This is a genomic window from Achromobacter sp., from assembly GCF_036567245.1.
Lineage (GTDB): Bacteria > Pseudomonadota > Gammaproteobacteria > Burkholderiales > Burkholderiaceae_B > Achromobacter.
In genome coordinates this window covers 1-11933 of record NZ_DATCUY010000498.1, presented here as the reverse complement: position 1 = coordinate 11933, position 11933 = coordinate 1, and the positions used below count along the sequence as shown (strand labels likewise).

The 11933-nt window shown below is 65.8% G+C and carries 14 protein-coding genes and 1 pseudogene; 8 read left to right on the top strand and 7 right to left on the bottom strand.

Annotation, left to right across the window (positions count from 1 at the left end):
* The 3 genes from VIR09_RS21235 to VIR09_RS21225 form a co-directional block, all read right to left on the bottom strand.
* Nucleotides 1-346 (bottom strand): gamma-glutamyltransferase (locus VIR09_RS21235; RefSeq protein ID WP_332014645.1); only part of this gene is annotated, 346 nt, incomplete at its 3' end.
* Between the two features lie 154 nt (nucleotides 347-500).
* Nucleotides 501-1580 (bottom strand): hypothetical protein, encoded by a 1080-nt coding sequence (locus VIR09_RS21230; RefSeq protein WP_332014644.1) that lies wholly within the window; start codon nucleotides 1578-1580, stop codon nucleotides 501-503.
* 36 nt (nucleotides 1581-1616) lie between these two features.
* Complete coding sequence (locus VIR09_RS21225; RefSeq protein WP_332014643.1) at nucleotides 1617-2627, bottom strand: tripartite tricarboxylate transporter substrate binding protein; 1011 nt, start codon at nucleotides 2625-2627, stop codon at nucleotides 1617-1619.
* A gap of 141 nt (nucleotides 2628-2768) precedes the next feature.
* On the opposite strand from VIR09_RS21225, the gene VIR09_RS21220 reads away from it, so the two are divergent.
* Both VIR09_RS21220 and VIR09_RS21215 read left to right on the top strand, forming a co-directional pair.
* On the top strand, nucleotides 2769-3470 hold the full coding sequence (locus VIR09_RS21220; protein ID WP_332014642.1) for a GntR family transcriptional regulator: 702 nt from the start codon (nucleotides 2769-2771) through the stop codon (nucleotides 3468-3470).
* A gap of 214 nt (nucleotides 3471-3684) precedes the next feature.
* Nucleotides 3685-4341: an HAD-IA family hydrolase gene (locus VIR09_RS21215; protein ID WP_332014641.1), complete on the top strand. Its 657-nt coding sequence runs from the start codon at nucleotides 3685-3687 to the stop codon at nucleotides 4339-4341.
* Nucleotides 4342-4393: 52 nt separating this feature from the next.
* Here the strand turns inward: VIR09_RS21215 and VIR09_RS21210 are convergent, their stop codons facing one another.
* On the bottom strand, nucleotides 4394-4873 hold the full coding sequence (locus VIR09_RS21210; RefSeq protein WP_332014640.1) for an Lrp/AsnC family transcriptional regulator: 480 nt from the start codon (nucleotides 4871-4873) through the stop codon (nucleotides 4394-4396).
* Between the two features lie 165 nt (nucleotides 4874-5038).
* On the opposite strand from VIR09_RS21210, the gene VIR09_RS21205 reads away from it, so the two are divergent.
* From VIR09_RS21205 to VIR09_RS21180, 6 genes are all read left to right on the top strand, one after another.
* On the top strand, nucleotides 5039-5833 hold the full coding sequence (locus VIR09_RS21205; protein ID WP_332014639.1) for an HpcH/HpaI aldolase family protein: 795 nt from the start codon (nucleotides 5039-5041) through the stop codon (nucleotides 5831-5833).
* A 43-nt stretch (nucleotides 5834-5876) separates the two neighbouring features.
* Complete coding sequence (locus VIR09_RS21200) at nucleotides 5877-7079, top strand: pyridoxal phosphate-dependent aminotransferase (RefSeq protein ID WP_332014638.1); 1203 nt, start codon at nucleotides 5877-5879, stop codon at nucleotides 7077-7079.
* 36 nt (nucleotides 7080-7115) lie between these two features.
* Nucleotides 7116-8300, top strand: a complete 1185-nt coding sequence (gene argE / locus VIR09_RS21195; RefSeq protein ID WP_332014637.1) for an acetylornithine deacetylase — start codon at nucleotides 7116-7118, stop codon at nucleotides 8298-8300.
* A gap of 41 nt (nucleotides 8301-8341) precedes the next feature.
* On the top strand, nucleotides 8342-9658 hold the full coding sequence (locus VIR09_RS21190; RefSeq protein WP_332014636.1) for an MFS transporter: 1317 nt from the start codon (nucleotides 8342-8344) through the stop codon (nucleotides 9656-9658).
* Between the two features lie 233 nt (nucleotides 9659-9891).
* Entirely contained in the window at nucleotides 9892-10539 is a 648-nt protein-coding gene (locus tag VIR09_RS21185) for an OmpA family protein (protein ID WP_088138545.1), read from the top strand.
* Nucleotides 10540-10607: 68 nt separating this feature from the next.
* Nucleotides 10608-10928 carry a 4a-hydroxytetrahydrobiopterin dehydratase gene (locus tag VIR09_RS21180; protein ID WP_176090561.1) on the top strand — a complete coding sequence of 107 codons (321 nt, stop codon included), beginning with the start codon at nucleotides 10608-10610 and terminating at the stop codon, nucleotides 10926-10928.
* Between the two features lie 35 nt (nucleotides 10929-10963).
* Here VIR09_RS21180 and VIR09_RS21175 read toward each other — a convergent pair whose 3' ends face one another.
* The 3 genes and pseudogenes from VIR09_RS21175 to VIR09_RS21165 form a co-directional block, all read right to left on the bottom strand.
* A complete protein-coding gene (locus VIR09_RS21175; protein WP_332014635.1) occupies nucleotides 10964-11419 on the bottom strand; it encodes a MarR family winged helix-turn-helix transcriptional regulator in 456 nt (151 codons plus the stop codon).
* The gene (locus VIR09_RS21170) at nucleotides 11416-11643 is read right to left on the bottom strand and encodes a hypothetical protein (RefSeq protein WP_332014634.1); all 228 of its coding nucleotides are present in this window, start codon (nucleotides 11641-11643) and stop codon (nucleotides 11416-11418) included. Before VIR09_RS21170 ends, VIR09_RS21175 begins: the two co-directional genes overlap by 4 nt.
* A pseudogene (locus VIR09_RS21165) lies at nucleotides 11640-11933 on the bottom strand (FAD-dependent oxidoreductase); the annotation flags it as partial. The pseudogene VIR09_RS21165 and the gene VIR09_RS21170, both read right to left, overlap by 4 nt.

Genomic DNA, 11933 nt, shown 5'->3' with positions numbered 1-11933 from the left:
CCCACAGGCGCACCAGGCCGGGTGCCATCCAACTGCGCGGTCCCCTGGCGTCGATGGCGTCGCCGAAGCGGGCGGGCATGGCCTGCGCCGGCGCGATGCCCGAGCCGTTGAGGGCTCGGGTGCGGCCGCTGGCGGCATCGTGGATCAGCATCATGCCGCAGCCGCCCAGCGAGGTTGCGTGCGGGAGCACGACGGTCAGGACGGCGGAGGCCGAGATCATGGCGTCCACCAGGCTGCCGCCGCGCTCCAATTGCGTGACGGCAGCGCGCGTCGCGAGGTGGTGGCCCGTGGCAACGCCGAAGCGCTGGCCGTAGCGGCTGGCCCGGGGGCGTGGCGGCCCGCTCATGTCTGCCCCCGTGATAGCGGGGTGGCGCTGCCGGGCGGCAGCGCGTGCACCTCTGCCAGGCGGGTATCGGGGACGTTCGGGCCGGCGGCCCGGGTGGCATCGTGGGTGGATGCGAAGGAGCCGTGGGGCACGGTGTTTCCCTGTGAAGCGAGGTTCAGGCGCGTTCGCGCAGGAGGCGCAGATGCGTGGCGGCGCCGGAGGTCAACAAGGCGTGGATGGAGAACTCATCCCGGAGACGTTCGGGGTTCATTTCGATCAGCGCGGCGCGCTCATCGGGGCTGAGCGCGTAGCCGTCGCACCAGGCGGCGGGATCGGCCAGGTAGCGGCGGGCCGCGTCGGGATCGCTACGCAGTCGATACAGGGCTTCGACCAGGGGGACACGCTGCGGCGAAAGCTCCGGGTAGATCAAGGCCTCGGGCTGTCGGTCTTCTGTCAGGTCCCACGCCATGACGCTGTAGGTGTGATGCCACGACGGCTCGAAGGTGGCCATGAACGGTTTCCGATTGCCCATGGCGCCGGCGGCGATCAAGGGGGCGCGCAGTTCCAGGTTGCCGCTGCGGTCCAGCGCCTGTTCGTCCAGCGCCAGCAGGCCGGTGAGATTGCCGGCGCGCATTTGCTCATACAGTTGGCGGTCCGTGTCCACGTCGGGGGTGGAGTAGTGCGCGGTGCCTGGATAGTGCGACAGCCCGCCGCTGGCGATCAGCAAGGCGCGCCGCCCCATGCGCGACACCGCACGCGCCAGGGCCTGGCCGAAGGCATAACAGCGCAACGCGGACGGCTGGGGCGGGATATAGGCGTTGACGAAGATAGGCGTCATCGGCACGTCGCGGCCGAAACCCATGAATTCGTACGGAATGGTGAATGCCGTGGGCAGCTTGGCCGACAGGGTATAGGCGAGATCGAAGCTTTCCTCTTCCATCGCCCGCACCAGCCGATAGCCCATGGATGGATCCAGCGTCCATTCGCCACGGTGCTTGTGCATGCCGTCGGCGCGCGCGGCGGCGTGCAGGCAGAACGCCGGGACCGAGTGCGTCACGAAGTGGTCGCCATGGTCGTTTGCAAGCACGATGATGCAATCGGGCTGCAGGGCCCGCAGGCGTTGTCCGGCCTGCTCCATGGACAGGCGCACGCGCCGGACCTGCTCCAGGTCTTCGGTGTCCGGTTGCGACAGGAACTGAGGGGCGTGGGGAACGCAGGCTACGCCCACAATGCCTGGGGAGGGGGGGGAACGCATGGGGTTACCTCGATGGTGAAGGCGGTGGCCGCTGTGTCATTGGTCCACGGAGACGTGGCCGGCTTTGATGATGGCAATCCATTTTTCGCTGTCGACCCGCATGCGCTCTGCCAGTTGCTGCGGAGAGCCTCCCGTGGGGATGAGGCCCAGTTCCAGAAACCGTTGCTGGATTTCCGGTTTGGAAAGAATGCGGTTTACCGATGCGTTTAACTGGTCGACGACGCCGTCGGGCGTCGCGGCGGGCGCCATCAGGACGAACCAGCTGGCCATGTCCGTGGCGGGCAGGCCGAAGTCTTTCAGCGTGGGCACATCGGGAAGCGTGGGGAAGCGGGTCGGTCCGGCGATCGCCAGCAAGCGCACGCGCTGGCTGGCGATCTGGGCCTGGGCAGGCGCCAGGTTTTCGAAGGAGTAGTCCACGTCGCCGCTGGCCAGCGCGACAACCGCCGGGCCGCTGCCCTTATAGGGGATATGGACGCCTTTCAGCCCCGCAACCTGGTTGAACCATTCGCCGGCCAGGTGCAGGGTGCTCGCAGTGCCGGCCGAGCCGAAGGAAAGCCGGTTGCTATTCGAGAGCGAGCCGGCGGCTGCCAGGAAGTCCTTGACGTTCTTGGCAGGCAAGTTGACGCCGGCCACCAGGAAGGCGGGCACGTCGACCAGGCCGATGATCGGGCGCAGCGATCGCGCGGCGTCGTAGTTGAGGTTCTTGTAGAGGTAGGAGTTGTTGACCACCGAGGTCGAGGCCAGCAGCAGCGTGTAGCCGTCTGCGGGGGCGTTGATTACGAAGCGCGTGGCGATTTGCGTGCTACCGCCCGGCTTGTTCTCGACGATGAAGGGTTGCTGATATTCATCGTTCAATTGCTGCGCGACCAGGCGCGCGACGATGTCGGAGCCGCCGCCGGCGGCAAAGGGCACCACGATGGTGACGGGGCGCGAGGGGTAGGGCGCCGCATGGGCGATACCCAGGGCACAGGCCAGGAGCCCCGTCGCACAGGCTGCGCGAAGGAAACAGGCTAGTTTGCTCGACGTGCTGGACTTGGTGATGTTCACACTGTCTCCTCATATATACGAATAATTCATTGCATATACTAAATCAATAAAAAGTATACGAAGTGAAAAAAGGATATATGTGGCGTGGTAGCATGTCAAGTGGAATCTGGCCTCCTTGCGCCAGCTAATTTGGGGAATTGCATGGCACTCGCAGAACGCCTGCGCTCTGCTTCAGACAGCGCGGAAAACCACGCGCCACGTCCTGGCGGCGTCTATGAAACGCTCTTTGAACAGATCGTGACGGGCGAGCTTCGGGCAGGGGAACGCCTGTTGATCGATGATCTTGCGGAGCGGTTCGGCGTCAGCAAGATCCCGGTGCGCGAAGCCTTGAAAGCCCTGGAGGCAAAGGGGTGGGTCGAATCGGCGCCGCGCCGCGGCACCTATGTCCGGGGCCTGTCGGTCGGCGAGCTGCACGAGCTCTTCGAACTGCGCCAGATCGTCGAGCCGGAGATCACGGCGATGGCTGCTCATCGGCGCCGCAGCACCCATCTGCAGCAACTGCTGGCGTTGGTGGAGGAAGGAGAGCGGGCGGTCGAGCGTAACGATTTCGTATGCTGCTCGCGGGTCAATTCGCAATTCCATACCTTGATTGCGCAGGCCGCCGACAATGCGCTGGCGTTTTCGGTCATCCAGGAACTGGAATTTCGGCTGTGCCGTTATTTCTTCGTGGCGGAGTGGGCCGAGCGCAAGGAGTCGATCCACCAGCACCAGCAGCTCTACGAAGCTATCCGCGACCAGAATGCCGACGAGGCCCGGCGCCTGACGATTGCGCATCTGAAGCACACCGAGGCAATGGCGACCCGTTCGATCGCCGCTTTGCCGCCCACCGAGTGGGCGAAGTAGCACTGCGCGAACGGCGTTGTCGAAAAGGCCATTGACGTCATCGCCAACGGCCTTTGTTTTTTTCTGTTCAAGCTGGCGAAGCCGCAGCCTGCCTGCAGGCTTGCCAGTGGCGGATGCGGTTAAGCCGGGGCTTAACTCAGGGTAAACGCAGGCTGAACCACAGCGTGCTCGAGGCTCTTTATAGTGGCTCCATCGCCACCTGAGAGAGTCACGCATGTCCAGTCTTGCTGTTGCGCCCGCCTATCCCCAGGCCGTGCTGTTCGACCTGCTTACCGCCTTGCTCGATTCCTGGACCGTATGGAACCGCGCGGCGGGTTCCGAGGCCGCTGGACGGGCTTGGCGCGCGGAATACCTGCGCCGCACCTATGGCTGCGGCGCCTATCAACCCTATGAGCGCCTGGTACAGGAGGCTGCGTCTGCGGTCGGCCTGCCCGCGGACGCGCCGGCCGCGCTCGAGGCTGGCTGGGACGAGCTGCCTGCTTGGGACGGCGCGCGCGAATTGCTGCAGGCGCTGCGGCCGCATTGCCGTCTGGCCGTGGTGACCAACTGCTCCGCTCGCCTGGGGCGGCGTGCCGCCGGTCTGTTGGGCGTGGACTGGGACGTGGTGGTGACATCGGAGGAAGCGGGCTTCTACAAGCCTGACCCGCGACCCTATGCATTGGCCTTGGCGCAATTGCAGGTGGAGCCTGCCCAGGCCGCGTTCATCGCCGGTTCGGGCTACGACATGTTCGGCACCAGCAAGGTGGGCCTGCGCACGTATTGGCACAATCGGGTGGGACTGACGCTGCCCGAAGGCGCGGCGCAGCCTGAAGTGGAGTCTCCCAGGCTGGATGCGGCGCTGCCCTGGTTGGAACGGTTCGGCACACGCTGACGGCGAGCAATCCCTTGGGTGCACGCCGCGCTTTGCCGGCCTGTTTCCGGCATCATCCCGCCGGCAACGAAATCGCGTCCCCCAGCCCTTTGACTTCCTTCAGCACGAAGGAGGTGTAGACCTCCTTCACGCCCGGCAAGGCGCCAAGCACGTAGCGCGCCAGATCGCCGAAGGCGTCCAAATCGCGGGCGATCACCGTCAACTGGTGATCGTAGCGGCCCGACACGCAATGGCACGTCAGTACTTCCGGCACGTCCTTGATGGCGTCCTCGAACGCCTTGACGTGTTTGGCGTCTTTTTTATCCAGTGAAATCCACACGAACGCGGTCACGCCGAAGCCGAGCTTTTTGACGTCGACCTCGGCCCGGTAGCCGCGGATCACGCCCTCGTCCTCCAGGCGCTTGACGCGGCGCCAGCAGGGCGAAGGCGTGAGCGAAACGCGTTCGGCTAGATCGGCGCTGGACAGCCGTCCATCGACCTGCAAGGCGGCCAGGATCTGCAGGTCTGTGGGGTCGAAATTCTTGTTTTGCACGATTTTTCCAAGAAATCCAGGGTTTCGCTAATTTCAATCCAAAATATTACACATCAACGTCACAAATTCGGAAATATTCGCGATTCGGCTCCGGTATCTTTGTTTGGCTGTTTGAGGGGGCGTCGACACCATGAATGCTCCCCGTTTGAACACTATGGAGCAGACATGAAAGATTCGAATCCGATACGCAAGGCACTCCTGGCCCTGGATCCTTCCGAGGGCTGCTGGCTGACCCTGGCGAGCCCGGCGGTGGCCGAGGCGATTGCGCATTGCGGCTTCGATTGGCTGGTCGTGGACATGGAGCATGCGCCCAACGACATGGCGGGGCTGACGGCGCAATTGCAGGCGATCGATGCGGCGCGCGCGCATGGCGCGGCGGCGTATCCGATCGTGCGCGTGACGGTGAACGATGCGGCGCTGGTCAAGCGCGCCATGGACTGCGGCGCCAAGACGATCATTTTCCCGAACATCGACACGGCCGAGGACGCGCGCCGCGCTATCGCGGCCATGCGCTTCCCTTGCGAGGGCAATGGCGGCGTGCGCGGGGTGGCGGGACTGGTGCGGGCCGGGATGTATGGCCAAGACCCGTCCTACGTCAAGCTGGCCAACGAGCAGGCCTGCGCGATCCTGCAGATCGAATCGGCGCAGGCGGTGCGCAACGTGGAAGCCATTGCCGCGTTGCCTGGGGCGGATTGCCTGTTCGTCGGCACGGCCGATCTGGCGGCCAGCCTCGGCCGCCTGGGCGACATGGCCCATGCCGAGGTGCGCGAGGCCGTGGGCCGCGTGATCGAAGCCGGCAAGGCGGCGGGCAAGGCGGTCGGCATCTTCGCCAATGATCCCGAAGAGGCGGCGCGCTACCGCAAGCTGGGTGTGCAGTTCATTGCCTTGCACTCCGACGTGGCCTGGCTGGCCCGCGGCGCGCGGCAGGCGCGCGCACAGTTTGACGCGGCGTGCCGCTGAGCCGGCGGCGCGATCTCTTTTTTCTGGCATGACAGGAACAGGCATGAATACAGCAGTATCTTCCGGCGGCTTCAGCACCGCCGCGCGCGCCGGCGTTCAGACCTTGCGTTCGTCGCAGATTCGCGAAGTCGCCAATGCAGGCATGGGCCGCGCCGACGTGCTGCCCTTCTGGTTCGGCGAGCCGGATGAGCAGACGCCGGCGGCGTTCCGCGACGCGGCCATCGCCCATATCGCTTCCGGGCAGACGTTCTATGTGCAGACTCTGGGCGTGCCGGCGTTGCGCGAGCGCTTGGCCTCGTATGTGAGCGGCCTGCACGGCCAGCGCGACGTGGACAACATCGCGGTGACCAGTTCGGGCACTTCGGCGCTGATGACCGCAGTGCAGGCCATCGTGGGCGCGGGCGATCACGTGGTTGCCGTGACGCCCCTGTGGCCCAACCTGGTGGAAATGCCCAAGGTGCTGGGCGCGCGGGTGACGACCGTTGCGCTGTCGTTCTCGGAGAGCGGCTGGCGCCTGGATCTGGACGCCTTGCTCAGCGCCCTGACGCCGGATGTGCGGGCGCTCCTGGTGAATTCGCCGAACAATCCCACGGGCTGGGTGATGACCGCCGAGCAGCAACGGGCGGTGCTGGAGCATTGCCGCAAGCACGGCATCTGGATCATCTCCGACGATGTTTATGAACGCTACTACTACGACGGCGCGGTGGCGCCTACGTTCCTGGACCTCGCCGCGCCGGATGATCGCGTGGTCAGTTGCAACTCGTTCTCGAAGGCCTGGCTGATGACGGGTTGGCGCGTGGGCTGGGTGGTGACGCCACGCGGACTGCTGCCGGAGATCGGCAAGCTGATCGAATACAGCAACACCTGCACGCCAGGCTTCGTGCAAACCGCCGCCTTGTGCGCGCTGGAGCAGGGCGAGCCCGTCATCGCGCGCACGGTGGCGCGGTTGCGGTTGGCGCGCGACCATCTGGCGTCGAGGCTGGGGCAGGTCCCCGGGGTCGAACTGGCCGGCGCGGCGCCGGGTGCGATGTACACCTTCTTCCGCGTCCGCGGCATCTCGGACAGCCTGGCGTTCTGCAAGGACCTGGTGGTGCGCGGCGGCCTGGGCCTGGCGCCGGGTGTGGCCTTCGGTCCCGAGGGCGAGGGCTATCTGCGCTGGTGCTACGCCAGCGCGCACGACCGTCTGGACGAGGGCGTGGCTAGACTATCGCGCTTTCTGGATGCGGCCCGGGGCAAGACAGCCTGAGCGGCGGCGCCGGACCTCAACGTCAGGGTAGGACCCATGAATACTTCTGAACTTCCCCGTTCCCTGGAATGGATAGAGCGGCTGGTGCGCTTCGATACGACCAGCCGCCTGTCGAATCTGGGCTTGATCGAAACGGTGCGCGACCACCTGGCCGCGGCCGGGCTTGCGCCCAGATTGATCTACAACGCCGACGGCAAGAAGGCCAACCTCTTCGTGACCGTGCCCGCCGCTGACGGCGGCACTCAGGGCGGGGTGGTGCTTTCAGGCCATACCGACGTCGTGCCGGTGGACGGCCAGGCCTGGACCAGCGATCCGTTCGCGCCCGAAGTGCGCGATGGCCGGCTGTACGGACGCGGCACCTGCGACATGAAGGGCTTTATTGGAACGGCGCTGGCCATGCTGCCGTCGTTCACCTCGCGTCGCCTGCGCGTGCCGCTGCATCTGGCGCTGAGCTATGACGAGGAGGTCGGCTGCCTGGGCGCCGACGCCATGCTGCGCGAACTGGCGAAGCTGGAGATCCGGCCCGACAGCTGCATCGTGGGAGAGCCGACCGAAATGCGCGTGATCTCGGCGCACAAGAGCAGCAATCTGTACCGCTGCACCGTGCATGGACATGCCGCGCATTCCTCGTTGACGCCGCGTGGCGTCAACGCGATCGAATACGCGGCGCGCGCCATCTGCCACATCCGCGATATGGCCGACAGCCATCGCCAGAACGGACCCTTCGACCAGGATTTCGAGGTCCCGTACACCACCGCCAACACCGGCACGATCTCGGGCGGCCTGTCGGTCAATACGATCCCGGATCGCTGCCAGTTCGAGTTTGAATTCCGCACCATCCCGGGCGTGCTGGCGCCGGACGTGATCGGCGGCTTGCGCCGCTACATCACGGGCGAACTGCGCGATCGCATCAAGGCGGAGAACCCGCAGGCCGACATCGAGCTGGAGGCGATGGCGGAAGTGCCTGGTTTCGATACCGCCGCGACCGCCGAGATCGCGCGCTTGACGCAGGCGCTGACCGGCTCGCGCGGCACCGAGAAAGTGGCGTATTGCACCGAGGCCGGCTTGTTCCAGCGGGCAGGCATGACGGCCGTGATTTGCGGCCCGGGCAATCTGCAGCAGGCGCACCGGCCGGACGAGTATGTCGCGCTGGCGCAGATCAGCCTGTGCGAACAGTTCATGGAAAAGCTGGCGGGCCATCTTGCGATAGCCCGTCTATGAGTTGATCGATAGTTAATTCTTCAAAAAAAACAGAGGGAAAAATGGCTTATTCGGAGAAGACAACGTGGAATGCGGCGGCCGCTGCCCGCGACAAGGCGGCGCCATCAGGCGACCGGCGCGCCCAGGCGCGGCGCGCGGTGATCGCCGCGTCCATCGGCAATGCGCTCGAATGGTTCGACATGATCGCGTACGGCACCTTCGCGCTGATCATTGCCAAGCTTTACTTTCCGTCCGCCAGCGAAAGTTCCTCGCTGCTGCTGGCGCTGGCCACGTTCGGCGTGTCGTTCCTGATGCGGCCGCTGGGCGCCATCGTGCTGGGCAGTTATGCCGACCGGGCTGGCCGCAAGGCGGCGCTGACGGCTTCGATTTTCCTGATGATGATAGGCACGCTGATCATCGTGGTGGTGCCCACGCATGCGCAGATCGGCGTGGCCGCCTCGATCATCATCCTGCTTGCCCGGCTGATCCAGGGCTTTTCGGCAGGCGGAGAGTTCGGCAGCGCGACGGCCTTCCTCATCGAATATGCGCCAGATCGGCGCGCCTACTACGCGAGCTGGCAGGTCGCCAGCCAGGGCGCGGCGATCCTGCTGGCGGCGCTGTTCGGCGCGGTGCTCAATGCGACCTTGACCCAGGCGCAGCTGGAAAGCTGGGGCTGGCGCATTCCGTTCGTATTCGGCCTGCTGATCGCGCCGGTGGGTTACTACATCCGCCATCACATGGATGAAACGCCGGAGTTCAGCGCGGCGGAGGCTTCGGCTTCGCCGCTGAGCGATGTGTTCGCGGGCCAGAAGCTGCGCCTGCTGGTCACCGTGGGCTTCGTGGCGCTGGGTTCGGTGGGCAACTACCTGGCCCTGTACATGCCGACGTACTCGATACGCCAGCTGGGCCTGCCGCCGACCATCGGCTTTCTGGCGACGCTGGTCACCGGCGTCATCATGACGGTGGGCGCGCCCTTCGTCGGCGCGCTGGCCGACCGGATCGGACCCGCGCGCATCATGACGGCCGCGGCCCTGTTGACCGCGGTGCTGTGCTACCCCTTGTTCTATCTGCTGGTGTCGTATCCGACGGTGGGCGTGCTGATGATCGTCCAGGTCATTCTGGGCTTGTTGGCCACGTTGTACTTTGCGCCCATGCCGGCGCTGATGTCCGCGATTTTCCCGGTGCAGGTGCGCACCACGGGCCTGTCCTTGGGCTACAACATCGCAGTGACGATCTTCGGCGGCTTTGCGCCGTTCATCCTGACCTGGCTGATCGCGACCACCGATTCCAAGCTGTCGCCGAGCTACTACCTGCTGGCCATGGCGCTCATGGCCATGGTGTCGCTGAACGTGGCGCGCCGGACGTTCCAGCAGCGCTAGGCGCCAGGCGCCGGCCTTCGCATGGGAGGCCGGCCGGCGGTGGGCGGAATGTAGCCCATTGTTGCGGGACTGCGCGCCTTTCCGCCCTGGCTGCGGCCGTGCTGTACAGTGCGGCCGCGCTATCTTCAGGGCTCTCCTGATAGTACAAAATGTTGCCTGCCTCCCGTTCCGTGCTTGCTAGCATGGTCTGGCCGGAATGATCCGGCACACCGACGGAATAAGTGGAGGTTGCCATGAGCTCAAGAACAATATTCAACCGGATCGCAGTCGTCGCGGCAGCGGGTGCGTTGCTGGCGGGATGCGCCACGCAGCAGCAGACCAACACGGCCGTGGGCACGGGCGCGGGGGCGGCGATCGGCGCCGGCATCGGCGCCTTGATCGGCCACGGCAAGGGTGCGGCCATCGGCGCTGGCATCGGCGCGGTGGCGGGCGGCCTGGTTGGCTACAACTGGAAGGTGGTCAAGGAAGACGTGCAGAAATCGGGCGCTTCGTCATTGGGTATCGACGTGGTCGAAATGCCCGACGGCAGCCTGAAGGTCAACATTCCCAGCGGCGTGTCGTTCGATACGGACAAGACGCAGCTCAAGCCGGCGCTGCTGCCGGTGCTGGACAGCGTGGCGCGTTCGCTCAATCAACATCCTGAATTGCGGGCCAAGGTCGTCGGCCATACAGACAGCACGGGCGCGCTGGCGCATAACCAGACGCTGTCGGTCAATCGCGCCAAGAGCGTGACGGACTACCTCGGCAAACAAGGCGTGGCCGCCGGCCGCCTGACGGTCGAGGGGCGCGGGCCGAACGATCCGATCGGCGACAATGCGACCGCCGAAGGCCGCGCGCTGAACCGCCGGGTGGAGATCTACCTGTACGCGGTCCAGCAGTAAGCCTGGGCCAGCCCAGTGTCCGAGGCGGCTGGCGCAACGCGCCGCCGCCTTTTTTTCCGGAGTCCGTCATGAGCATGTTTCCTCCCGCCCGCGTCGGCACCGATACCGCCGTGGCCGCCTTGTCCGGCTGGCAGGCGGTGGCGATGCGCGACGCCATCGAAAAGCGCTTCCGCTTCCCCAATTTCAATGCGGCATTTGGCTTCATGGCGCGCGTGGCCATGTTCGCGGAGAAGCTGAACCATCATCCCGAATGGACCAACGTCTACAACCGCGTGGACGTGACCTTGACCACGCATGACGCCGGCGGAGTGACCGAGCTGGACGTGCGCATGGCGCAGTTCATGGATGAGGCCGCCGCGCAACTGGGGGCTACCGCGCCCAAGGCCTAGGGCCTGGGCGTACTGCGATCCGGTTCGTGCGTGAGCTAGTCTTCTGCGCCGTCCGCGTCAGGCTGCAGATGGCTGATCACGCGGTCCAGCATGTCGCCCAGCAGGCGTTGCTCGTCGGCGCCGAGGCAGCCGAAGATCTCTTCATTGCGGCGGGCGATCAGGTCGATGACGCGCTGGTACTGCGCCAAGCCGGCCGGGGAGGGTGCGAGCACCACGCCGCGTCCGTCGGACGCGGACATGGTTTTTTCGACCAGGCCGCGCTCCACCAGCGCCTGCGCCGAGCGGCTGGCCTGGCCTTTGTTCAGATTGGCCGCGCGTGCCAGGTCGTTGACCGACAGGGGCGCGTAGCGGCCGATGGCCGCCAGGCAGCGCGCCTCGCCTAGCGGGATGCCGCAATCTTCCAGATAGGCGCGATTCGTGTCCCTGTCCGTGATCTTGTTAAGTACGTGCAGGCGGTAGGTCAGGAATCGTTCGAGGGCGGGCGGGTTCACGTCGGGCGGGCAGAAGCAGTGGCGGGATAGTGTGCCACAGGGCTGTTGGCCAGGCAGGCAGCTTCCGCCTGCGTCAGGAGCGCAGCAGCGTCGCGCGCATCCGTCAACCGGGCCAGCAGCGACAGGCTCAGGATCGACAGGAAGAGCGGCGCTTGTTCCTCGCCAACGCGCGTCAGGGTCTGTGCCATGGCGGTATAGACCTGGTCCAGTTCTTCGTTGTTCATGCTTGCTCTTCCTTGGGTGCATCCAGTGCGATCGAGGGGTAGTAGGGCTGGAGGGCGGCGCGCAAGGTGGCGGCCGGGGGGGCGATCCAGCGCCCCAGCACGTAGCCGTCCGGCCGCAGCAGGTAGACGGCGCCGGCCTGTGCGCCGTAGCGCTGGCGCAGTTGGCCGTGCGTGTCCTGCAATGCGTCGGCGCCGGTTTTCAGTACGCGCAGCGGATGGAGAGCACCGCCGGTGGCCGCGGCCAGGGCATCCAGCGCGGCGGCCAATCCGGCGTCCGGGTCGAGCGCCAG

Excerpts from the sequence above, each read along its gene's own strand:
- VIR09_RS21205 (WP_332014639.1), top strand. The coding sequence starts at position 5,039 with ATGAAAGATTCGAATCCGATACGCAAGGCACTCCTGGCCCTGGATCCT.
- VIR09_RS21215 (WP_332014641.1), top strand. The coding sequence starts at position 3,685 with ATGTCCAGTCTTGCTGTTGCGCCCGCCTATCCCCAGGCCGTGCTGTTC.
- VIR09_RS21200 (WP_332014638.1), top strand. The coding sequence starts at position 5,877 with ATGAATACAGCAGTATCTTCCGGCGGCTTCAGCACCGCCGCGCGCGCC.
- VIR09_RS21190 (WP_332014636.1), top strand. The coding sequence starts at position 8,342 with ATGGCTTATTCGGAGAAGACAACGTGGAATGCGGCGGCCGCTGCCCGC.
- VIR09_RS21170 (WP_332014634.1), bottom strand. The coding sequence starts at position 11,643 with ATGAACAACGAAGAACTGGACCAGGTCTATACCGCCATGGCACAGACC.
- VIR09_RS21230 (WP_332014644.1), bottom strand. The coding sequence starts at position 1,580 with ATGCGTTCCCCCCCCTCCCCAGGCATTGTGGGCGTAGCCTGCGTTCCC.
- VIR09_RS21220 (WP_332014642.1), top strand. The coding sequence starts at position 2,769 with ATGGCACTCGCAGAACGCCTGCGCTCTGCTTCAGACAGCGCGGAAAAC.
- VIR09_RS21185 (WP_088138545.1), top strand. The coding sequence starts at position 9,892 with ATGAGCTCAAGAACAATATTCAACCGGATCGCAGTCGTCGCGGCAGCG.
- VIR09_RS21180 (WP_176090561.1), top strand. The coding sequence starts at position 10,608 with ATGAGCATGTTTCCTCCCGCCCGCGTCGGCACCGATACCGCCGTGGCC.
- argE (WP_332014637.1), top strand. The coding sequence starts at position 7,116 with ATGAATACTTCTGAACTTCCCCGTTCCCTGGAATGGATAGAGCGGCTG.